Raw genomic sequence first — 21,246 nt, 5'->3', positions numbered from 1 at the left:
CCTGAAGGGGCAAGATCCGATGTCCTCCAGCCCGCTCGCCTCCGTGCTGTTCGTCTGCGTTCACAACGCCGGCCGTTCGCAGATGGCCGCCGGATTCCTCTCCCACCTCGCGGGCGACCGGGTCGAGGTCCGCTCCGCCGGTTCCGTCCCCGGCGACCAGGTCAACCCGGCCGCGGTCGAGGCCATGAGGGAGGTCGGCGTCGACATCTCCGAGGCCGAGCCGAAAATCCTGACCACCGAGGCCGTTCAGGCGTCCGACTACGTCATCACCATGGGCTGCGGCGACGCCTGCCCGATCTTCCCCGGCAAGAAGTACCTCGACTGGGCCCTGGAGGACCCGGCCGGCAAGGGCGTCGAAGCCGTTCGCCCGATCCGCGACGAGATCAAGGCCCGCGTCGAGGCCCTGGTCGCCGAGATCGACGCCGGCGCGAAGCGCGAGGACTGACGCTCACCGCCATTCTCCTCCGGCGGGGGGCCACGGTCGGAGAGCGGGGACACGAAGCATCACGGCCCGCCCCGGAACCTTCATGCCGCCGGCCCCTTCTGTCGCTCCTACAGGGGCCGGCGGCCGGACAGCGCACCGTCCGGGTCGTCCATGAGGGCGATGCGGGCAGCGATACGTTTGCCGACCACCTCCCGCTGCACCTCGAAACCCTGGGCGACAGCCATCACGATCTCCAGACCGTGCTGGCCCACCCGCCCGGCGTCCGCGGCTCGGGCCACCGGCAGCACCGGATCGGAGTCCCACACCACGACCTCGACCAGGCCTCCGGTGATCCGCAGGTCCATCAGGATCGGGCCCGGCGCGTACTTACGGGCGTTGGTGACGAGCTCGCTGACCACCAGCCGTGTGAGGTCCATGGCGCGCTGCGAGACCGGCAACCCATGCTCAGCCTGCACGCGGGCGAGGAAGTCGGCGGCCAGATGACGGGCCTCGGCGATGCACGTGCCCTCCCCGTTCAGCGCCACGAGGGACTGGATGGCCTCGTCGTCGGGCGTCGTACCGTCCTCGCCCACAGGCACTGATCCCATAACGGCCGCCTTCGCTACCCTGTTCACACCCCGCGCGTACCCGCGTAACGGCGGATGACGCCCGACGCCCCGGCGCGGGCTCTCCCCGCACGGACATCACCCGGTGGATGGGGGACGCCATTCCGGGCGAACGTCAGGTGTGCCAGTATCACCGATATGGCCGAAGGACGAATCACGGATACCGAACGAGCTGAGCAGACACCGCCGCCCGGCGGGCTGTCGGTCGTGTCCACCGCCACCGACGGCATTCGCGTGCTGACCCTGACCGGCGAGATCGACCACCACACCGGCGAGCAGCTGCGGCAGGCCCTGGACGTCTCCGACAGCGTCCGCCCCCGCATCGTGGCCGATATGCGGCAGGTCACCTTCATGGACTCCAGCGGGATCAACATCCTCATCGCCGCCCACCACACCCTCACCGAGGCCGGTGGCTGGCTGCGCCTGGCCGCACCCGCCGAATCCGTGCTCCGCACCCTGCAGATCGTCGGCATCGATGAGCTGATCCCCTGCCGCCTCACCCTGCGGGACGCGCTCGAACCCTGAGCACGTCCCGCGGGAGGCGGGCCGCAGGTCGCCGGGACTTTCGAGGTGTCCCCCGGAGATCTCGTACGTCGCCAGGCGCCGAGAGAAAGTTCACGCCGATCAGCCGGAGCAGGGGGCCATCGGCGAGGCCCGGTTCGGGTAGGCGCTTGCCGAGGCCGCTCAGACTGATTCCGCGCGTACCACCACGGCGTAGGAGCCGAGACCCAACAGGCGCGCGCCGTCGATGTCGCCGAGGGCCGTGTAGAGGGTGAGGATGCGTCCGGAGCCCGGGTCGAAGGCGATGTCCTTGACCGTGCCGTGCTCAACGCCGTGCTCGGTCAGCACCCGGCTTCCGAGTGCCTGGTGGTGGGCAGGCACGCCAACCTGCTCCTGTTCGGCGGTCAACCGCGATCGGACGATCAGCGCGTCCGGGCCCACCGCCTCCACAGCGCTCCATGCCAGCGCCTTCGTAGGGCCGGAGGCCCCGGACAGCCGCACCGCGGCGATCGCGGCGTTGTGCGCGTCGATGGTCAGGTCGGCCACCTTGCCCACGGAGACCGCGTCGTCGGCGGTGATGGCCTGCAGGCCGAGGGCCTGGGAGAAGAGCATCATGGGTCCTCCTTCGCCGGACGAGAAGGTGCCCGAGAGGGCTGCCGCATGTGGGCGAGAAAGGCTTCGACCTGGGCGGCGAAGCTGGGCAGGTTGTCGGCGACGAAGCGCTGGGCCTGGGCGGGGACGACGAGCGCCTGGCCGGAAACGGCCAGTGACTGGCCGCGGGGGATGAACACCTTGCGGTGCTGCCGGTCGAGGTTGTCGTTGGCGGCGATCTCGAAGCCCACCACCCGGCCGCTCGCACCCGTCTCGACCACGACGTCCGCCACGGTGCCGATGTCGGTGCCCTGTTCGGTGAGTACCGGAGCACCCAGCACCCTGCCGCGGTCGGCTTCGCCACGCGCCACGACGGCGTCCCGGTCTTCGAACAGCGCCTGGCTGACGATCATCACGGCCGCGGGCCCGACCGCGTGCACATGGGAGAAACGCAGGCTCTGCTTCAGTGGTCCGGCCAGCAGACCGCGCCCGCTCAGGGTGAATCCCGTGATCCGCCCCGCCGGCCCGTCGAAGACGACATCCTTGACCTGCGCCACCGCCTCGCCGCCGAGCGTCACCACCACCCGCCCGGACAGCTCGGAGGCGAGCACCAGCGTGTTCACCGCCAGCCTCCCTGGCGGGCGCGCCCGCGGTTGACCGCGATCACCGTCCCGGACCGGCGCCGCGCCTGCACGAGGATCGTCGCCCCGGCGAGCAGCACCACCATCGCGATGAGGGCGACCGGCCAGACCCACCACACCATCTCGACCTCCCTGACCTCAGGCCTCACGGTGACAAACGTCACGTTCGGCGTTCTTTCGGTGCTTCTCCGCCTGCCCCGGGGACGGCCGGGCAAGCCTGCACCGTTCGAGTGGTCCGCGGAGCGCGTCCCCCGGTAACGCCTTTGGGTGATGCGGGACTTGGAGGTGCCCGGACGGGTGTGGGGGCGGGCGCCCGGCGCCGTGGCGCAAGGACGTACCCCCAAGTCGTTCGGCCGGGCGGCTCTGCCTGCGCGTGCGCGGCGAGGCATGATGCGTCCGCGACCGGGTAGGCGCGCCGTTGGTGACCTGTTCACGGGAGCGGGCACGCACGGCAGGGAGGGCGCTGGGATGACGACGGCACTCGTCGGCACGACGACTGACTCCGGCACGGAGCTGCCGCAGATCGCGGACCCGCAGAAGATCGCGCCCCAGGACGCGCGGGAGCTGACCAAGTCGTTCTTCGACCGGCTCGCCGTACTCGAGGAAGGCACCCACGAGTACCAGTACGCGCGCAACACCCTCATCGAGATGAACATGTCGCTGGTGCGCTTCGCCGCCCGCCGGTTCCGCAACAGCGGTCAGGACATGGAGGACGTCGTCCAGGTCGGCACGATCGGCCTGATCAAGGCGATCGACCGGTTCGAGATCTCCCGCGAGGTCCAGTTCACCAGCTTCGCGGTTCCCTACATCGTCGGTGAGATCAAGCGGTTCTTCCGTGACACCTCCTGGTCCGTCCACGTGCCGCGCCGTCTGCAGGAGGCACGCACCGAACTCGCCAAGGCCAACGAGGAGCTTCGTAGTCGTCTGGGCCGGGCCCCCCGGGTTTCCGAGCTGGCTGCCCTGATGAACCTCACGGAGGAACAGGTCATCGAGGTCCAGATCGCGGCCAACGGTTACAACTCCACCTCCCTCGACGCCGCGATCACGGGTGACGCCGACGAGGGCGAGACGGCCCTCTCCGAGTTCATCGGGGAGGAGGACGCCGCCCTGGAACTCGTCGAGGATTTCCATGCCCTCGCCCCGCTCGTCGCCAAGCTGGGTGAGCGGGACCGGCGGATCCTGCACCTGAAGTTCGTCGAGGAGATGACTCAGGCGCAGATCGGCCAGGAGCTGGGCGTCTCCCAGATGCACATCTCGCGCCTCATCTCCCGCATCCTGGCGCGTCTGCGCTCGGGCATGCTCGCCACCGAGTAACGCGTGCGAGGAGCACGTCGTCTCACCGCTGGGTGATGTCCTGGCGGGGCAGACGTACGACGGTCACGAAGAACTCGTCGATCTGGCGGACCGCGGCGATGAACTGGTCGAGGTCGACGGGCTTGGTGACGTAGGCGTTGGCGTGCAGTCTGTAACTGCGCAGGATGTCCTCCTCGGCGGAGGACGTCGTCAGGACGACCACGGGGATGTGGGCGAGGTCGGGGTCGGACTTGATGCGTTCGAGGACCTGCCGGCCGTCGTACTTGGGCAGATTGAGGTCGAGCAGGATCAGGTCCGGGGTCGGGGCCTGGGCGTACGCGCCACGGCGGTAGAGGAAGTCGAGGGCCTCCTCCCCGTCGCGGACGACGTGGAGGGTGTTGCCGATCTTGTTGTCCTCGAACGCCTCGCGGGTCATCAGTTCGTCGCCCGGGTCGTCCTCGACGAGGAGGACCTCGATGGGCTGTGCGTCGGGCGTGGTCATGCGGGTTGTCCTTCCGGGGTGGTGCGGCCGACGGCCGTCCCGCCGGCCATAGCGGTCGTGCCGGGTGTGGCCGCTGTGGCGGCGGGCAGGGTGAAGCAGAAGCGGGTGCCGCCTGTGTAGGCGGTGTCGATCCAGATGTGGCCGCCGTGGAACTCCACGATCTTCTTGCAGAGGGCCAGGCCGATGCCCGTACCGGTGTAGGCGTCCCGGCCGTGCAGGCGCTGGAAGATGACGAAGACCTTTTCGGCGAACTCCTCGGGGATGCCGATCCCGTTGTCCGTCACTTCCAGCCGCCACGCCTCGGTGCCCTCGTCGGCGTCGGGATCGGGCTCGCAGGTGATGCGGATGTGAGGCGGCCGGTCGGAGTGCCGGAACTTGATGGCGTTCCCGAGCAGGTTCTGCCAGAGCATGACGAGCAGCGTCGGGTCGCCGGTGATCTCGGGCAGCGCGTCAGGGCGCTCGATCACCGCGCCGGACTCCTCGGCCGCGGCGGTGAGGTTGGCCACCGCCTTGTCGAGGGACTGCCCGAGGGCGACGGGCACATGGGCGTCGTTGACCCGTCCTACCCGGGAGAAGGTGAGCAGGTCGTTGATGAGGGTCTGCATGCGCTTGGCGCCGTCCACGGCGAAGGCGATGTACTGCGTGCCGCGTTCGTCCAGCTTGTCCCCGTACCGCTTTTCCAGCAGCTGGCAGAACGAGGCGACCTTGCGCAGCGGCTCCTGCAGGTCGTGGGAGGCGACATAGGCGAACTGCTCCAACTCGGCGTTGGAGCGACGCAGTTCCACCGCCTGGGCGTCCAGGTCGGACGCCTGTCGGGTGAGGTGTTCGTGCTGGGTGCGGGAGGCGTCGAGTTCCGCCACCAGACGTCGGCGCATGGCTTCGACGTCGTGGGCCATGGCCCGGATGTCGGCGGGTCCCCCGGCCGGGATGCGGTGCTGGAACTCGCCCTGGGCCACGCGGCGCGACGCGGTGCGCAGACCGCCCAAGGGCCGGGCGACCAGGGCGTGGACCAGGAGGGCCAGGGCGACCCCGGTGAGCAGGAACGCGGCGATCATGCCGCCCAGCACCCAGTTCCGTACGGTGCGTATGTGCGCCAGCTCGCTCCGGCTCTGCTCCCCGGCTTGGGTCAGATGCCTGTTCTGCGTGGTGAACAGGGCACGGATGCGATCGAAGTCCGCCCTGCCGTCTTCGGTGGTGGCCTTCCCGGCCGGGCGGGGAGTGCCCGGGGTGACGCGGGCGACGAGCGGATCGGCGTACTTGCGGCGCCAGTCGGCCGCCGCGCGTTCGATGTCGTCGAGGTCCTGGCGCAGGGTCGCCCGCCCGCCGATCAGACGCCGCAGGCGGGTGGCGGCGTCGTGCTCGGCCCGTTGGCCCTCGGTGTACGGCGCGAGGAACTGCCGGTCGGCGGCGATGACGTAACCGCGAGCTCCCGTCTCCTGGTTCAGCAGGGCGTTCTGCAACCGCAGCGCCTCGGCATGGGCCGGTTGTATGTCATCGATCAGCTGGTCGGAGACGCGCGCGGTCCGCGCCAGCAGCTCGGCGCCGATCACCGAGCCGGTCACCACCAGCGCGATCATCACCGCGAGGGCCACGTGGAACCAGCCCTGTACGGTGATCCGGCTGCGCCGACGCGGGCCGGGCGACGCGGGGGGCGTTGTCACAGTCACGATTCCTTGTTCCCTCGGGGCTGCCGGTGCCACCGCAGGTGCAGCACGGCGACGTCGTCGGCGAGACCGCCGTAGTCCTCGGCCAGTGCCTCGGCACGGCCGATCAGCTCATCCACGAACGCCTCCGCCGGAAGGGCCGCCGCGGCGCGGGCCAGCTGCAGCAGGCCATGCTCGCCGAGCCGTTCACGTCCTGGGCCGGTCCGGCCCTCGAACAGGCCGTCGGTGAACAGGACGACTCCCGCGTCATCCGGCAGGGAGATGTCCTGCACCGGCCAGCGGCCCATACCGCCCGGCAGCACGCCGAGCGCCGGTCCGCCGGGCACCTCGACCCAGTCCACGCCGTCACCGGTCCGCAGCAGCATGCCGGGATGGCCGGCGCGCACCACCCGCGCTGAGTGCCCGTCCGGCAGCAGTTCCAGGCTGGTGAGCGTCGCGAAGATCTGCTCACCGGTGCGCTCGGCGACCAGGATCTCCTCCAGCGTGCTCACCTGCCGCGCGCCGGTGGCACCGCTGACCACGAGCGTGCGCCAGGCGATCCGCAGCCCCACCCCGAGCGCCGCCTCGTCGGGACCGTGCCCCGAGACATCCCCGATCAACGCGTGCACGCTGCCGTCCGGGGTCTGTACGACGTCGTAGAAGTCCCCGCCGAGCAGCGCCTGCTCGCGGCCCGGAAGATAGCGGGCGACCACCTCCAGGTGGCCCGCCGCGTCACGCAGCAGCGGCGTGGGCAGCAGCCCGCGCTCCAGCCGACGGTTCTCCTCCGCCCGCAGCTGACCGGCCTGCAACGCCGCGGCCGCCTGTTCCGCCAGCTTGCGCTGGATGGCATACCTGACCGCACGGCCGAACAGCTCCGCCTCGACCCGCCCCTTGACCAGGTAGTCCTGCGCGCCCGCGGCGACCGCCGCCAGTCCGGCGCTCTCCTCGGCCAGCCCCGTCAGCACCACCACCGCGACGTCCGCGTACCGGCGTACCCGGGCCACACCCTCCAGCCCATGGGAATCGGGCAGGTGCAGGTCCAGCAGCACACAGTCCGGGGCCGCCGTCGCCAGTACGTCACGCGCCTCGGTCAGGGAGCGCACCCAGGTCAGCCGCATCCCCGGAGCACAGTCGGCGACCAGCTCCTCCACCAGGAGAGCGTCCGCCTCGTCGTCCTCGATCAGGAGCACCGAGGGTTCCTGCCAGGCCCACGCGGCTCCCCCGACGGTGCCGGAGCCAGGAGCGACCCGCACGCCGGCAGGCCCATGCTGTGTTGGGAGCATCCGTCCCTGCTTCTTCCTCGATCGCCTCGGCTGAGCCCTCGGAGCTCCTCATTGTCGCAGGGCAACAAACGGAAGAGTACTGGCGGCATGCTGCCGTGTCCTCCGAAGGCCTCATCGCAGGCCTGTTTCGGCTCGATCACATCGCTCGAACCCGCAGGACCCGCGTGCGTATCCTCTTTCCCCGCGCGGTGGGCGTGACGGTCACTTCGTCGGCGAGTCTCCGCGCCATCGGCCGGCCGAAGCCGCCGGCTCCGGGGTAGTCGGGTATGCGCGTGCGCGGTGGCGCGGGGTCGTCGTCATGAACGGAGACCGACACCGTGTCAGGTGAGACGTCCAGCTCCAGGACACAGGTGTCGCCGCGCGCATGCCGTACAGCGTTCGTCACCAGTTCGGAGTTCGTCGCCAGTTCGGAGACGACCGGTTCCACGGTGGAGACCGCCTCCTCACCGGTCGGCGGATCGGGGCTGTGCGGGAAATCCCGCGAGGCGCCACGCGCATGGGCGGCGGCCTCGGACCGGTTGCCCGGGATGATGCGCCGCCGCGGTCGCGTGCTCTCTCGCAGGCCGGGGCTCCCCATACACACCCTCCTCCTCGCCAGTGCGTCTTCCCTCGCGTTCCCGGGATCCGTGACTCCCGTGGACCGGTCAGCGCGGCGAGCGGCTGCGCGGCACCCGGGCCAACGGGCTCACCCGTCCGTACAGCTGGTTGATCGCGTCACGGAGCACCGGGCGGTCCGGTGGCGCGGCCGTCACCACAGCCTGTTCCAGAAGCTGCCGGCGGCGTTGACGCGTCGCTTCGAGCACACACTTTCCGGAGCCGGTGAGACGGAATTCGCCGGAGGGGCCGCGACGCACCAGCGTGCGCCGCTCCAGCCGGTCCAACAGCCCTGCCGCCGCAGCGAAGTCGACGCCGAGGTTCCTGGCGATCCCGCCCGGATCGCCCTGCTCGCTCTCCAGCGCGAGCAGGGCGCGCATCTGCTCGTCGGAAATCGTGGGGGCGACATCCTCGTGTGCCCGCCGCCACAACTCGATCATCGATTCGGCGACGTGTTCCGCAGCCAACGATGCTCCGGCAAGTTCGGGATCCACTGACATGGTTTTCCCCTTCCTCGGTGCCGTCGAGTAGACGCACTTACCCGCCGGGCGTCACTTCAGCCCCGCCGCTGTGTTCGAAAATGCTCTGATCTGGGCGGTGGATACGTAATTCGTCCCCTGGATAGGTCATCCGGGTGACAGGCTCAGGGGCGGAGCTCACCCGTCTGCGCGGACGTCAGCCGTCGAGTGCTTCCTTCGCCTCCGCCGCGGTGTCGTACACGTCGAGGATCTCCTCGACGCAGGTGATCTTCAGCAGCTGTCGCGGTTGCTCCCGCACACAGGCCAGGACGAGCGTGGTACCGATCTCGACGGCACGCCGACGTGCTGCCAGGAGGGCGTTCAGACCCGCCGAGTCGCAGAAGGGGACACCGCTGAGATCCAGCACGATGAACCGGTCACCCGAGTCCAGCAGATTCAGGAACTCGGTCCGGAACATCGGCCCCGTCACCCAGTCCATCTCCCCGCTGAAGCGTGCCAGCAGGCAGCGGCCCGAACGGGTCCTCTCGACCGAAGGAACATCGGACACATCCCCGCCCCCCACCGTTTCCGCACAGCCCACGGGCCACACCTGAACAAGCGGCTGCCCGCAACATCCCGCCGCAAGCAGAACGGTGCCGACAAGACGTCCGGCGACTCTCCGGGGTGGTGACCGCCCGTATGGATTGGGCCACGTTACCGGCCAGGGGGAACCCGTGGTGCGTCGCACCGTGCGCCTTCACTCACCGCGCTCGATGGTGTGGGGGCCGGTTTCGGGGGCGGGTTCGGTGAGTTCGGGTTCCAGGCCCTCGCTCACCGGGACGCGGCCCCGGCCGGCGTCGGCCCGCCACGCCTCGAAGGACCACGCGGTGAGGGCGACGACGGTCAGGCCGAGGAGCCAGCCGCCCAGAACGTCGCTGAACCAGTGCACGCCGAGGGCCACCCTGGTGAAGCCGACGCCGAGTACGGAGAACACCGCGACGCACCAGCACGGTGTCCGCCAGGCCCGCGGTATCAGGGGCAGCAGCACGAGCATGAAGATGGCGAAGGACGTGGTGGCCGTCATCGCGTGGCCGGACGGGAAGGAGTAGCCCGGGGCATGCGCCACCGGCTCCTGCAGAGCGGGTCTGGCCCGCTCCACCACCGCCTTGACCAGCAGGCCGATGAGCCCGCCGGCCACGGCGGTCACCGCCGCCCAGGCCGCCAGGCGCCACGCCCTGCGGTACAGCAGCCAGACGGTCAGCACCGCGACGGCCGCACGGAGGGTGACGGGATCCCAGACCCGGTCGGACAGCAGGTGGAGGGTTCTCGTCCACGCCGGGTGATGGAGGGCGACCTCGTGCAGGCGTTGCGCGGCGTTCGTGTCCAGGCGCCGCAACGGCCGCCACCGGCCCTCGACCAGGATCAGGAGCAGCCCGAAAGGCACGGCGGTGACGGCGGCGACGGCGGCCGAGGCGAGCAGCCGCGCGCCGAATCTGCGGTCGGTCCGCCGGCGGCCTGCGCGAAGACCGCGTACGGTGTCCCGCGTGACCATTCAGACTCCCGGATCGGCTTGGATCGGACCGGGACGTCGGCCGCGCGCCGCTTCCAGCTGCGCGGCGAAGGACAGCCCGAGGAACAGGGCGATGGAGGTCAGGTAGGCCCACAGCAGCAGGGACATGAAGGCGCTCAGGGGCCCGTAGACGGTGTCGAACGAACCGCTGATGTTCAGGTAGAGGGTCAGCAGCCAGGTCAGGGTCATCCACAGCACCAGGTACACGCCCGCGCCGAAGGCCAGCCAGGTGTAACCGGGCTGTTTGCGGCGGGGTGAGCGGCGGAAGACGGTGCTCGCGGAGATGAGTGCGAGCAGCAGCCCGAAGGGCCAGCGCAGGATGTCCCAGGCCGTCTGGGCGCTGGCGTCGAGGTGGTAGACGGTCACCGCCGCCGAGGCCAGGTCGTCACCGGCGACCAGGACGACGAACCCGAGGCCGAGCGGGAGTCCGGCGCAGACGGACATGAGCAGGCCGCGCAGGTACTTGCGGTGGAAGGGGCGGTCGCGTTCGTTGCCGTAGATCCGGTTGGCGCCCCGCTCGATCTGGCACATGGCGGTGGTGACGTTGACCAGCGAGAAGACGGCACCGAACCAGAGGGCGACCTGTGCGCCGTCGCCCGCCGTGCGCCGGCTGCGGTCGAGCGCGTCGTCGACGACGTCGGCGCTGGGGCCCTGGGCGATCCGGTGGATCGTCAGTTCGGCGATTCTGCCCACGTTCTCCGTGTGCAGGGTGGTGGACAGGCCGACGAAGGCGATGGCCAGGGGTATCACCGCCAGGACCGTCTGCAGCGCGAGGGCGCGGGAGTGGCTGAAGCCGTCGGCGTAGCGGAAGCGGATGAAGGCGTCGCGCAGCAGAGACCAGCCGCCGTAGCGGCGTAGTGCCGCCCACGCCTCGTCGGCGGACAGTTCCTCCCCGCTCATGTCCCGCGTCTCGGGGACCTTGGTGGCGGTACCCATCACTTCCCCCGTACGGGCAGCAGGACGGTCAGGGCGCCCGGCCTGACCTCCGCGGACAGGCTGCGTCCGGGGGTCACCGGGTCGCCGTCCAGTTCGCGGGGCTGCGGGACGTCGAAGGTGAACTCGGCACGACGGAAGGTGAAGAACTCCACGGGCCCGCGGTCCTTGTCTCCGTCCCGCTCACCATGGGTGTCCGCGGCGGACGGCGGTGCCGGTGTTCCGCCTCGCACCAGCGTCCGTACGGCACCGAGCCAGCCGCCGAGACCCCGCGGGTCCAGGATCAGCAGGTCGAGCCGCCCGTCGTCGGGACTGGCGTCCGGGAACAGCGTCATACCGCCCTGTACGGTGCCGACGTTGCCGAGCAGCACCATGCGGGCCGTACGGCGAAGCGCCGGCGCGCCGTCGAGGCGGACGCTCAGCCGGACGCGCGGGGTGCGCAGCACACGGAGGGCGGCCAGCACGTAGGCGGGCCAGCCGAGCAGGGACTTGGTCCGGCCGCTGTCGTTGGCCCGCTGCACCATCGCGGCGTCCAGACCCGCGCCGGACATGGCGGCGAAGTGCGTGGCGGCCAGCCCGTCGCCCTCGACGCGGCCGAGGTCGACGCGGTGGGCCGTGCCGCGCAGCGCGGCGTCGAGCGCGTCGGCCGGGGCCAGCGGCAGGCCGAGGTTGCGGGCCAGGAGGTTGCCGGTGCCGCAGGGCACCAGGGCGAGCGGAACCGCCGTGCCCGCCAGGGAGCCGGCGGCCGCCCGGAGTGTTCCGTCGCCACCGCAGACCACCACGAGCGTCGCGCCGGCGCGGACCGCGTCGGCGGTCTGCCCGCCGCCCGGGTCCTCGGGGGTGGTCTCGATGAACACCGGTGCGTCATGGCCGTGTTGTGCCAGTACCCGGCGCAGGGCGTCGAGGACAGCGGCGCCGGTGACCGTCGGATTGAAGATCACGGCGGTGTGGCCGGGGACCCGCTTCGAGCGGTCGGCCGTGACCGCGGCCGCGGTCCTGGGCGGCGCGGTCACGAATCCGTCCGTGAGCAGTGCGCGCCCTGCGATCAGCAGCGACAGGCCCCCGTTCACGAGCCCGCCCACGACGTCGGTGGGGTGGTGCATGCCCCGGTAGAGGCGGGCGACTCCCACCAGGAGCGGTACGGCGAAGAGCAGTCCGGCTGCGATGCTCCGCCACGGCCCGCGCAGCCGGGACAGTGCCAGCACCGCCAGGCCGCCGTAGATCGCGGTGGCCGCGCCGGTGTGGCCGGAGGTGTAACTCGACGTGGGCAGAGAGCCGTCGAGACGGTCCACGTCCGGACGGTGCCGGTCGACCGCCACCGTGACGACCAGGAAGACCAGCGACTGCAACGACACGGCGAGGGCGAGGAAGACGGCCTGTCGCCACCTGGGCAGCCGGGGCAGCAGGAGCAGGCCCAGACAGCTCAGCAGGGTGACGGTGATCACCGTCAGGGTGTTGCCGGCCTCCGACACGACGGAGGACAAGGCGGTGAGGGTGCCCGTGCGTCTCCGCTCGAAGCCCTCGTCGACGTTGTCCTCGACCGTCAGTGGCCACAGGGTGCGGGCGGGGCCGGTGATCAGGAGACCGATTCCCACCATCAGCGCCGCCTGACAGACGGTCAGCGCGGTGATCCACCCGGCGGACCAGCCGATGCCGCGCGGCATCGCGGAGCGGCCGTCTCCGGCCGCTCCGGGGTCTTCGCCGGGTCCTACGCCGGGCAGTTCCGCGGGCCTTTCCGGCACAGTGGTCGGCATCTGTACTCCCGTGATCAGCTCTCGCGGTGATATGCGGCCGGAGGTTGCCTCTCCCGGCTCACCGCCGTATGCCCGCTCAGCCGGGGAGCAGGCGGGTCACGCCCGCCTCACCCCCGTCCGGGTCAGGAGGCCGGCTTGCCTTCCCTGGTGCCATCGATCACCTGGCTCACCGGCGGAGGCGTCGCGTGGACGGGCTTCCCGTAGTCGGAGAAGACGACGGTTCCGGGACTCCTGCCGCCCGACTGGGCGAGCTTCAGGATGTACGGCTTGCCCTCGGTGGCGACGTACATGGTGATGGTTTCGCCGCTGCCCTTCTTTTTCCTCAGGGCCATCGCCTTCCGGCCGTCGACCGTTATGACGTCGCCCTTCGCGGACGCGGCCAACGTGCGACTCACGGTCATGGAAAACGCCTCCCGGGAGAACCTGTGGCTGCCGTGGACATCCGGTTACCCGGGCATTTCGGAATAGTCGATTCCTCTTTCCGGGGCTCAGTTGGGCAGTGCCGCCCGAGCCAGGAGTGAGGCGGTGCCCGCCGGGCATGTGCTTCTCCGGGCTCATCGGCAGCCCCCGACGCCACGGCACAACGGGAGACACGGCGTGATCCTCGACGGCATAGCGGCAGCCTCCACGCGGGCCACCGCGCCCGACGCGGCGGCCCGCAAGCAGCGCCTGCGTCGCCGCCTGGAGCGACTGATCGGCGTCGCCGCCACCGAAGGCAACGACCTGCTCCCCCTGCGCAACGGCGACCAGATCTTCCCCGCGATGCTCGAGGCGATCCGTTCGGCTCGGCACACCATCGACATGATGACGTTCGTGTACTGGCGCGGTCAGATCGCCCGCGACTTCGCCGCCGCCCTCGCCGACCGCGCCCGCGCGGGGGTACGGGTACGACTGCTGCTCGACGGCTTCGGCGCCCAGCAGATCGAGCGGCAGGTGCTGGGCCTCATGGACGATGCGGGTGTGCAGGTGGCCTGGTTCCGCAAGCCCGTCTGGCTGTCACCCTTCAAGCAGAACCACCGATGCCATCGCAAGGCCCTCATCGTCGATGAACACACCGCGTTCACCGGCGGTGTCGGCATCGCGGAGGAATGGTGCGGCGACGCCCGTACGCCCGGCGAGTGGCGCGACACCCACGTCCGGGTGCGCGGCCCGGCAGTTGACGGCATAGCCGCCGCGTTCGCGCAGAACTGGGCCGAGTGCCACGACGAACTCTTCGACGACCGCGACCGCTTCACCGAGCATCCGCAGGCCGGCTCATCGGTCGTTCAGGTCGTGCGCGGCTCGGCCAGCATCGGCTGGCAGGACATGCAGACCCTGATCCGGGTCATGCTCACCTCCGCCGAGGAACGCTTCCGCCTCGCCACCGCCTACTTCGCCCCCGACGCGTACTTCATCGACCTGCTGTGCCAGACCGCCCGTCGCGGCGTGCGCGTGGAGATACTGCTCCCCGGCCCCCACACCGACCAGCGGGCCTGCCAGCTCGCCGGTCAGCACCACTACACGCGCCTGCTGGAAGCCGGCGTGCACATCCGCCAGTACCAGCCGACGATGATGCACGCCAAGATCATCACCGTGGACTCGGTCGCCGCCCTGATCGGGTCCACCAACTTCAACCGCCGGTCCATGGACCACGACGAGGAGGTCATGCTCGCGGTCCTGGACGAGACGTTCACCGCCTCGCTCGACCGCGACTACGAAGCGGACCTGCGGCACAGCGTGGACATCGATCTCGCCCGATGGAGACGACGCGCGGTACTCCAGCGCGCCAAGGAAGCCGCCGTCACCCCGATCCGGCGCTTTCTGTGACCGGAGTACCGGGAACCGCCCTCCCTTTGGAGCCGCCGTTACCGCTTCCTACTGGCTCTGGCCAAAGCCATCACGGGCGTAGTCGCCGACGGAGGCGCCCGGTGGTCCTGTTCCCGAGCCCTTCGGCCGTCGTCGCCGTCCGGGGATCAGCTCCTCCCCTCAGCCCGAGTCCCTAGGATGGCCCGGCCGGCGGTGCTTGCTCGGCGGCTCTTCGGGTACCGCGTTTGAATGAGGGTGGTATCCGTATGGGCTGGCGATTGCTGAAAGCGATGGGTTCGTGACTCGTCTCAGTGGCTTCGGGGACGACCCGGCGGGCGGACCGGGTGATGATCTCCTGTCCCTCGCGCTGGAGATCACCGATGCCGTGGACGGTCTCGCGAACCTGTGGTCGGTGGCCGCCCAGGGGGCGAGCCTGCGGCTGTCGCCCCACCAGTTGCGGGCTCTGCGGATCCTGGAGTCGGAGCCTGGGCTCAATCTCACGGCTCTGGCGGAGGGCATGGAGATAGGGCTGCCGACCGCCAGCCGGCTGTGTGACCGGCTGGAGGCAGCCGGTCTGCTGGAGCGTGAGCTGCATCCGCACAAGCGGCGGGAGGTGCAGCTGAACCTCACGGGCCACGGCCGGCAGGTGCTGGGCGACGTGGCCTCACGCAGATCGCGGGCGCTCGCTGTGGTCCTCGCGGCGATGGAGCCGGCCGAGCGGGAGGCGCTGAGCCGGGGCATGCGGGCCTTCCTGTCCGCTCAGGACGGCACCGGCCGGGGGCCTGACGGTTCCCGGCCCTGAGGGGGCCGGGTCAGGCCCGGCGGCCGTTCCAGTCGAGGCAGACCACGGCGGCGTCGGACATCAGGTCCCTGCTGCCGTAGTGCTCCATCAACCCGGAGACGACCGCGTGGGCCGTCTCGTGCGGCGGCACGGCGCGGGTGGCGCCCAGAATCTGCCGCAGGACCCGTTCACCGAAGAGATCGCCCACCTCGGAGCGGGCGCCGTGCACACCGGTGCTGACCGCGATGAGACGGTCACCGGGCTCGACCTGGAACGTCTGCTCCTCGTAGAGGGTCTCCTCGAACATGCCGAGCGGCATCTGGGCGTCCAGTTCGATCCGCTCGGTGTGGCCGCCACGCTGGAGGAACAGCTGGGGGGAGCCCGCGTCGACCGCGCGTACCGTGCCGGTGGCCAGGTCGAACTCCAGCAGCAGCGTGGAGGCGTACACCTTGCCGCCGTACTGGGCGTAGACGGCCTGGTCGGCCAGGCAGGCCTGGTCGGCCAGGCCGATGCCGGCGCGGCGGGCGTTGCGCAGGGCGCTGACCGTGAGACTGGTGAGCAGGGAGGCCTCGATGCCCTGCCCCATGCCGTCGGTGACGGTGAGGATGAGGCGGTCGTCGCTGGTGGACCAGTCGAAGTTGTCGCCGCCGATGGCATAGGCGGGTTCGAGGTGGGCGCCGATGACGTACTCCTCGCGGGCACAGCCACGGCCGGGGAGGAGTTCCCACTGCATCTCGGCGGCGAGGGTGAGGCGGCGGGTGCGGCGGGCCTGCCGGTAGAGGTCGGTGTCGCGGTCGGCGGTGGAGACCTCGTGGCCGAGTGCGGTGGCGAAGTCGCCGAGCCGGAGCACGGTGCCCGGGTCGGCGGCGCCTGCGGGCAGGCGTACGGAGAGGACGCCCAGGCGGTCGCCGCGCACGGTGATGGGCAGATGCACCAGGTGGCCGGCCGGCTCACGGAGGACCTCGATCACCGGACTCTGCTGGCTGAAGGCGCTGCCCGCCGGGCCGTCCTGGGCGGGGACCGGGGTGCCGGTGTGCGGCAGGTGGGACACCGGTTGCAGGACGGTCAGTCCGTAGTCGGCGAGAAGGAGCGTCACCTCCTGGGCGCCGACCCGTTCGGCGAGGAGACGGCGGGCGGTGGCGGCCAGTGCGTGAGGTGCGGCCGCACGCAGTTCGGCTTCCGCGGACGGAAGGGGTTCACGGGCTTTCACGGCATCCACCCTCTCGCCTTGTCGCCTCCACGCTACCGCGAGAAGGCGGGCTTCCAGGAGGTTCGCTGCGCGGGAGGGATCGGTAGGCCTCCCTGGGCGGCTCCTGCCCGGTGGGCGTCACGGTGTGGCACAGCAGCAGGCAGACGTCGTCGTCGCGTTCGGAGTCGTGCAGGAGCGGCTTGAGCAGGGCGTCGGCCGCGGCATCCAGGTCCTGCTCCAGTTCCGCGGTGCTCAACGTACCCAGGGCCCGGCCGAGGCGCTCGATGCCGGGGTCGATGCCCCGCGCCCGGCGTTCGACCAGGCCGTCGGTGTACAGCACCAGGGAGGAACCGGTGGGGAGGTCGGCTCTGTGGTCCGCGTACACGTAGGGCACGGGGATACCGAGCATCACGCCCGGTTTCGCGTCCAGCACACGTACGGTGCCGTCGGTGTCGCGTACAACGGGGGGCGGGTGGCCGGCCGACGCCCAGACCACCTCTGGTTCGCCCGGCCGGAAGCGGGCGATCACCGCGGTGGCGTACAGCTCCGGTTGCAGGTGGCGGAGCATGCGGTGCAGGTGCGTGAGGATCTCGCCGGGGCTGTTGTTCCCGACCGCGTAGGCGCGCAGTGCCGTGCGCAGCTGGCCCATGACGACGGCGGCGTGCAGCCCGTGGCCGGTGGCGTCCCCTATGACGGCCAGCAGGCTGCCGTCGGGCTGGAGGAAGGCGTCGTACCAGTCGCCGCCGATGTTCATGCCCCGGGTGGCGGGAAGGTAACGCGCGGCCAGGAGCAGACCGGGCGGGGTGGGCAGGTCGGTGAGCTGGGCGCGCTGCAGGGCCTCGGCGGTGTCGCGGTACTGCTCGTAACGGCGGGCGTTGTCCAGGGCGATACCGACGCGGCGGGCGAGTTCGACCAGCATCAGAGAGGTGTCCGCGTCGAAGCGGGGGCCGGGGGCGGTGAGGGTGAGGACACCCAGCAGGCGGTGCGCCACGAGGGGGATGGCCAGCAGCGGTCGCTGCGGGGACAGCACGGAGGGCGGGAGGTCGTCCATGCCGGGCAGGGCGCCGGGGTGGGCGGCGGCGTGCTGGGGGCGGCCCGTGCGGGCGGCGACCACCGCGGCCGCCGAGTGCTCCCGGGCACGGTGCGCGTGCCCGTCGTCGTGCTCCTCGTGCTCCTCGTGCTCCTCGTGCTCCTCGTACTCGCACTCCTCGTCGAAGAGCCAGACGTCGAGATGCTCCGCGTAGTCCGGTACCAGCATGCCGGAGAGGTGGCGCAGGATGGCCGCGGGGCTGAGGGACGCCGTGATGGCGGCGCTGGCGTCGGCGAGGAAGGTCAGCAGGCGCCGGGCCCGCTCCGCCTCGGCGCGTGCGGTCCGCTCGGCTTCGAGAAGGTCGCGCTGCGCCAGTGCCGCGGCCTCCAGGCCGGTGTGCAGCGCCAGAACGCCCTGATTGGTCTGGTGCAGCTCCTCCCGGTGCAGCCGGACGGTCCCGTCTTTTTCGTCCAGGAGGCTCAGCACGGCCGCGGTGTTCTCGTCGGCGCGCAGGAGGGCCTCGGGCAGCGGCATGCCGACGCGGAGACCGCCCTGGTCGGGCGGGTGAGGCAGGGGACAGGTCAGGGTGGGCCCATCGTCGCGGCCCGGGACGGACGAGCCGGCCGGCCGCAGCAGGACGTCGAGCCGGCCGTCCTGCTCGGCGGTGGTCCGCCGGATGTGGAGCAGGAGGTCCCACTCGCCGCCCTGGCTGAGGCAGTGGCGCAGCCGTGCCGTCAGCGACGTGAGGAAGCGGGCTCGTTCCAGCGTCGGCGCCCCGCCGTCCGTGGCGATGCGGTCGAGGGCGGCGCGGGTCCGGGCCGCGTCGGCGACCGACGCCACTGTCCAGACGTCAGGGGTTGTGGTCATCGACGTCCGTCCGGTGGGTCGGGGGCCAGTACGGCCACACGGGTGTCGTCACGCAGGGGCCGCGCGGCGCTGCCGGCGTCCCGCAGGATGACCGCGGCCACCACGGCCGGGACATGGGGAGTCGTGCGGGTCCACCGGGCGGGCGGGGAGGCCGTCGCCGTGCAGGCGTCAGCATGAGCAGGCAGGCGTACGCGTCGGCGGAATCCCCGGACTGGGCTCGCCGCAAGGCGGTGGCCGGCTCGCGCAGGCCGGCGGCCTCGCCGGCGATCTGCGACGGGCCGGATCCGGCCCGGGTCCGGGGGGCGGGCATCCGCTGGGCGATCTGCCCACGGCGCCGTTCCAGAACGCCACCCGGCTCCTGCGCCACCTCGGGGGCCACCTCGGGGGCCGTGCCATGCTCCGCCACCTGCATCGTCTCCCTGTTGCGAGCCCCTGCGGCCGACCGAACGACGAGCATGAAGCAATCATTGCTACATGGCAAACGTTAGCGCGAGCGTGGGAGGCGGACAACACGCGATCGTCACACCGGGGCGGTCTCGCCGAGCTGGCCGGAAGGCCTCCCGCGCCAGTCCAGGCACACGATCAGGGCGTCGTCCTCCGGTACGGCCTTGCCGCGGTGGCCGGTCAGCTCCCGCAGGATGGCGCGCGGCACCTCGGCGGCGGGCAGCAGCCGGGTGGAGTGGATGGCCCGGGCGAGGGCCCCTTCCCCGTACGCCTCTCCCTTAGGGGAGGCCACGGCATGGACGCCGTCGCTGACAAAGACGAGGCGGTCACCGGGCTCGGCGTGGAAGTCCTGCGCCACGTAGTCGGTCTCCTCGAACATGCCCAGGGGCAGCTGGGCGTCGAAGGTGACGCGCTCCACGACGCCGCTGCGCAGCCGCAGCAGCTGGGGGGAGCCCGCGTCCACGACCTTCGCCTGGCCGGTGGCCAGGTTGAAGTCGAACATGAGGACGGACAAGTAGCAGCGCCCCTGATAGTGGGCGTAGACGGCCTGGTCGGCCAGGGCCGCCTGGTCGGCGATGGAGATGCCGGCGCGCCGGGCGTTGCGCAGCGCGTTGATGGCCAGGTTCGTCAGCAGGGACGCCTCTATGCCCTCACCCATGCCGTTGGTGACGTACAGCATCAGGTGGTCGGCGGTGACGGACCAGTCGAAGTTGTCGCCGAAGATGGCGTAGGCCGGCTCCAGTTGGGCGCCCAGGTCGTACTCCGGGCGGGAGGAGGAACAGCCGGGCAGCAGCTGCCACTGCATCTCGGCGGCCAGAGTCAGGCGGTCCTTGCGCCGCGCCTGCACGTAGAGGTCGGTGTCCCGCCCGGCCACGATCACCTCGTGCCCCAGCACATCGGCGATCTCGGCCAGTTCGGACTCCCACCGGCGTGCGGCCTCGCTGCCGGGCAGGGTCAGGCACAGCACGCCGAGCCGGTCGCCGCGCACACTGACCGGCAGATGGAGACGCGCTCGCCCGTCCCGCCCTTCCTCGCGGTGGGGCTTCTGTGAGCCGAAGGCCCGGCCGGCCGGGGTGTTGTGCACCGACACCGGCTCCAGCGTGTGCGGCAGTACCGACACCGGCTGAAGCACGGTCAGGCCGTAATCGACCATGAACAGCTCGACGTCCTCCGCGCCGTACTGCTCGACCAGTACGGCGCGGAGGGCGTCGAGCAACTCGTGGGGAGCCGCTGTGCGCAGAGCGCGTTCAGCGGCCATGAATCTCTTCATGATGGGAGATACACCAATCTTTCGCCGGACCACGTACCGGCCTCACTCACGAGGCCAAGCTGCTGGATGCGCCGCGTCGGTCGCCCTGGGTCATCGGTGGCCAGCGCCCGTGCCTAGTACGCTGACAGGCGCCCCAGTGCCTGCGAGAGTGTGACCGTGACTGCCTTCCGCCGCCGCCGAGAGCCCGATGAGGTCGCGCGTGTGACCACCACGGCCGTTGAGCTGCTGGAAGTTGTATGGGGCCGGGCTTCGACAGCGCCCACCTCCGCGTCACAGCTGCGCGTGCTGCACATCCTTGAGCACCACGACGGCATCAACCTGCGCACCCTCGCCGAGTCGCTCGCGTCCACCCCACCGTCCACCAGCCGGCTGTGCGATCGGCTGCAGGCCGCCGGGTTCGTCGAGCGAGTGGTGAGTCCGGAGGACAGGCGTGAGGTGCGGCTGCACCTCAGCGGCCGAGGCCGCACCTTCCTCGCCGACCTGCGGGCGCGCAGGGAGAGGGAGTTGCAGAAGGTGCTGGCGGATATGCCCGCCGCCAAGCGGATCGCGCTGCTGGAGGGGCTGGAAGCGTTCTGTGCCGCCGCGGCGACGCAGATACACGACGACGCCTCGGGCTCGGGCAGCCAGACCGCCTGAACCACCGTTCGCGGCACCGGTGTCACCGTCACCTTTCGGCGATGGTGACGAGCACACGGAGTGGTCTCCGTCCACCGGAGCATTCCAGGTCCTTCCCCGCGCACGTCCGACACGGTTACTTTGTTGCCTCACGGCTATTGTTGTCAAACGGCAACAGTGCGCCTGACAGCCCTTACCCGGACTCGCTTACCCCGGTAACGGCGCGTTCTGCGGTGGTTGTGCTACACGTCTCGCGCACGGGGGATACGCATCATGTTCACAGAGCCGCCGCGGGAAGCACGCAAATCCTTCCGAGGACAGGGGCTTGGCCCATCGGCCCGCGCTCGTCTCCCGGAGGCCGACCGCATCCCCGGGGCGGCCCTGGCCACCGGCAGCCCCGACCGAGGCGATGGCGCGCTGTCGCCGTCATGCCGCAGAGCGTGCGGCCCAGG

23 protein-coding genes are annotated in these 21,246 nt (G+C 70.9%); 6 read left to right on the top strand and 17 right to left on the bottom strand.

Going from position 1 to position 21,246, the window contains the following annotated elements; all coding sequences use genetic code 11:
• The first annotated feature begins 19 nt into the window (after positions 1-19).
• The gene (locus ABZ079_RS08130; RefSeq protein ID WP_356938566.1) at positions 20-445 is read left to right on the top strand and encodes an arsenate reductase ArsC; all 426 of its coding nucleotides are present in this window, start codon (positions 20-22) and stop codon (positions 443-445) included.
• Positions 446-552: 107 nt separating this feature from the next.
• Here ABZ079_RS08130 and ABZ079_RS08125 read toward each other — a convergent pair whose 3' ends face one another.
• Positions 553-1,032, bottom strand: coding sequence for an ATP-binding protein (locus ABZ079_RS08125; RefSeq protein ID WP_356938565.1), 480 nt, complete (start codon positions 1,030-1,032; stop codon positions 553-555).
• Positions 1,033-1,188: 156 nt separating this feature from the next.
• Here ABZ079_RS08125 and ABZ079_RS08120 point away from each other — a divergent pair, with 156 nt between their 5' ends.
• The gene (locus tag ABZ079_RS08120) at positions 1,189-1,575 is read left to right on the top strand and encodes an STAS domain-containing protein (RefSeq protein WP_356938564.1); all 387 of its coding nucleotides are present in this window, start codon (positions 1,189-1,191) and stop codon (positions 1,573-1,575) included.
• Between the two features lie 159 nt (positions 1,576-1,734).
• On the opposite strand, the gene ABZ079_RS08115 is transcribed toward ABZ079_RS08120, so the two are convergent.
• From ABZ079_RS08115 to ABZ079_RS08105, 3 genes are read right to left on the bottom strand one after another with little or no spacing between them, the layout of a single operon-like run.
• Entirely contained in the window at positions 1,735-2,166 is a 432-nt protein-coding gene (locus ABZ079_RS08115; RefSeq protein ID WP_356938563.1) for a hypothetical protein, read from the bottom strand.
• A complete protein-coding gene (locus ABZ079_RS08110) occupies positions 2,163-2,765 on the bottom strand; it encodes a PRC-barrel domain-containing protein (RefSeq protein ID WP_356938562.1) in 603 nt (200 codons plus the stop codon). The genes ABZ079_RS08115 and ABZ079_RS08110 overlap by 4 nt, the downstream gene beginning before the upstream one ends.
• Positions 2,762-2,947, bottom strand: a complete 186-nt coding sequence (locus ABZ079_RS08105; protein ID WP_356938561.1) for a hypothetical protein — start codon at positions 2,945-2,947, stop codon at positions 2,762-2,764. The genes ABZ079_RS08110 and ABZ079_RS08105 overlap by 4 nt, the downstream gene beginning before the upstream one ends.
• Positions 2,948-3,251: 304 nt before the next feature.
• Here ABZ079_RS08105 and ABZ079_RS08100 point away from each other — a divergent pair, with 304 nt between their 5' ends.
• Positions 3,252-4,097 carry an RNA polymerase sigma factor SigF gene (locus tag ABZ079_RS08100; protein WP_356938560.1) on the top strand — a complete coding sequence of 282 codons (846 nt, stop codon included), beginning with the start codon at positions 3,252-3,254 and terminating at the stop codon, positions 4,095-4,097.
• A 22-nt stretch (positions 4,098-4,119) separates the two neighbouring features.
• Here the strand turns inward: ABZ079_RS08100 and ABZ079_RS08095 are convergent, their stop codons facing one another.
• The 10 genes from ABZ079_RS08095 to ABZ079_RS08050 all read right to left on the bottom strand — a co-directional run bounded on the left by ABZ079_RS08095 (position 4,120) and on the right by ABZ079_RS08050 (position 13,214).
• Positions 4,120-4,578 (bottom strand): response regulator, encoded by a 459-nt coding sequence (locus tag ABZ079_RS08095; RefSeq protein WP_356938559.1) that lies wholly within the window; start codon positions 4,576-4,578, stop codon positions 4,120-4,122.
• On the bottom strand, positions 4,575-6,155 hold the full coding sequence (locus ABZ079_RS08090; RefSeq protein WP_356938594.1) for an ATP-binding protein: 1,581 nt from the start codon (positions 6,153-6,155) through the stop codon (positions 4,575-4,577). Before ABZ079_RS08090 ends, ABZ079_RS08095 begins: the two co-directional genes overlap by 4 nt.
• 86 nt (positions 6,156-6,241) lie before the next feature.
• Positions 6,242-7,504 (bottom strand): fused response regulator/phosphatase, encoded by a 1,263-nt coding sequence (locus tag ABZ079_RS08085; protein WP_356938558.1) that lies wholly within the window; start codon positions 7,502-7,504, stop codon positions 6,242-6,244.
• A gap of 136 nt (positions 7,505-7,640) precedes the next feature.
• Positions 7,641-8,081: an ATP-binding protein gene (locus tag ABZ079_RS08080; RefSeq protein ID WP_356938557.1), complete on the bottom strand. Its 441-nt coding sequence runs from the start codon at positions 8,079-8,081 to the stop codon at positions 7,641-7,643.
• Positions 8,082-8,148: 67 nt separating this feature from the next.
• Complete coding sequence (locus tag ABZ079_RS08075; protein WP_356938556.1) at positions 8,149-8,598, bottom strand: hypothetical protein; 450 nt, start codon at positions 8,596-8,598, stop codon at positions 8,149-8,151.
• A gap of 175 nt (positions 8,599-8,773) precedes the next feature.
• On the bottom strand, positions 8,774-9,124 hold the full coding sequence (locus ABZ079_RS08070; RefSeq protein ID WP_356938555.1) for an STAS domain-containing protein: 351 nt from the start codon (positions 9,122-9,124) through the stop codon (positions 8,774-8,776).
• 189 nt (positions 9,125-9,313) lie between these two features.
• Entirely contained in the window at positions 9,314-10,108 is a 795-nt protein-coding gene (locus tag ABZ079_RS08065; protein ID WP_356938554.1) for a phosphatase PAP2 family protein, read from the bottom strand.
• Positions 10,109-11,062, bottom strand: a complete 954-nt coding sequence (locus ABZ079_RS08060) for a YihY/virulence factor BrkB family protein (protein WP_356938553.1) — start codon at positions 11,060-11,062, stop codon at positions 10,109-10,111.
• Positions 11,062-12,723: a diacylglycerol kinase family protein gene (locus ABZ079_RS08055; protein ID WP_356938593.1), complete on the bottom strand. Its 1,662-nt coding sequence runs from the start codon at positions 12,721-12,723 to the stop codon at positions 11,062-11,064. The genes ABZ079_RS08060 and ABZ079_RS08055 overlap by 1 nt, the downstream gene beginning before the upstream one ends.
• A gap of 212 nt (positions 12,724-12,935) precedes the next feature.
• The gene (locus ABZ079_RS08050; RefSeq protein ID WP_356938552.1) at positions 12,936-13,214 is read right to left on the bottom strand and encodes a hypothetical protein; all 279 of its coding nucleotides are present in this window, start codon (positions 13,212-13,214) and stop codon (positions 12,936-12,938) included.
• 196 nt (positions 13,215-13,410) lie between these two features.
• Between ABZ079_RS08050 and ABZ079_RS08045 the strand changes: the two genes are divergently transcribed.
• A complete protein-coding gene (locus ABZ079_RS08045) occupies positions 13,411-14,619 on the top strand; it encodes a phospholipase D-like domain-containing protein (RefSeq protein ID WP_356938551.1) in 1,209 nt (402 codons plus the stop codon).
• 277 nt (positions 14,620-14,896) lie between these two features.
• Positions 14,897-15,400: a MarR family transcriptional regulator gene (locus tag ABZ079_RS08040; RefSeq protein ID WP_356938550.1), complete on the top strand. Its 504-nt coding sequence runs from the start codon at positions 14,897-14,899 to the stop codon at positions 15,398-15,400.
• Positions 15,401-15,410: 10 nt separating this feature from the next.
• Here ABZ079_RS08040 and ABZ079_RS08035 read toward each other — a convergent pair whose 3' ends face one another.
• From ABZ079_RS08035 to ABZ079_RS08025, 3 genes are all read right to left on the bottom strand, one after another.
• Positions 15,411-16,598 carry a PP2C family protein-serine/threonine phosphatase gene (locus tag ABZ079_RS08035; protein ID WP_356938549.1) on the bottom strand — a complete coding sequence of 396 codons (1,188 nt, stop codon included), beginning with the start codon at positions 16,596-16,598 and terminating at the stop codon, positions 15,411-15,413.
• On the bottom strand, positions 16,576-18,465 hold the full coding sequence (locus ABZ079_RS08030) for a GAF domain-containing SpoIIE family protein phosphatase (protein ID WP_356938548.1): 1,890 nt from the start codon (positions 18,463-18,465) through the stop codon (positions 16,576-16,578). Before ABZ079_RS08030 ends, ABZ079_RS08035 begins: the two co-directional genes overlap by 23 nt.
• A gap of 520 nt (positions 18,466-18,985) precedes the next feature.
• Complete coding sequence (locus tag ABZ079_RS08025; RefSeq protein WP_356938547.1) at positions 18,986-20,179, bottom strand: PP2C family protein-serine/threonine phosphatase; 1,194 nt, start codon at positions 20,177-20,179, stop codon at positions 18,986-18,988.
• A 201-nt stretch (positions 20,180-20,380) separates the two neighbouring features.
• Here ABZ079_RS08025 and ABZ079_RS08020 point away from each other — a divergent pair, with 201 nt between their 5' ends.
• The gene (locus ABZ079_RS08020; protein ID WP_356938546.1) at positions 20,381-20,815 is read left to right on the top strand and encodes a MarR family transcriptional regulator; all 435 of its coding nucleotides are present in this window, start codon (positions 20,381-20,383) and stop codon (positions 20,813-20,815) included.
• The last annotated feature ends 431 nt before the right edge of the window (positions 20,816-21,246 follow it).

Source organism: Streptomyces sp. NPDC006314 (assembly GCF_040613075.1).
GTDB lineage: Bacteria > Actinomycetota > Actinomycetes > Streptomycetales > Streptomycetaceae > Streptomyces.
The sequence above is the reverse complement of the archived record's forward strand: the minus strand, read 5'-3'. Positions and strand labels throughout refer to the sequence as shown.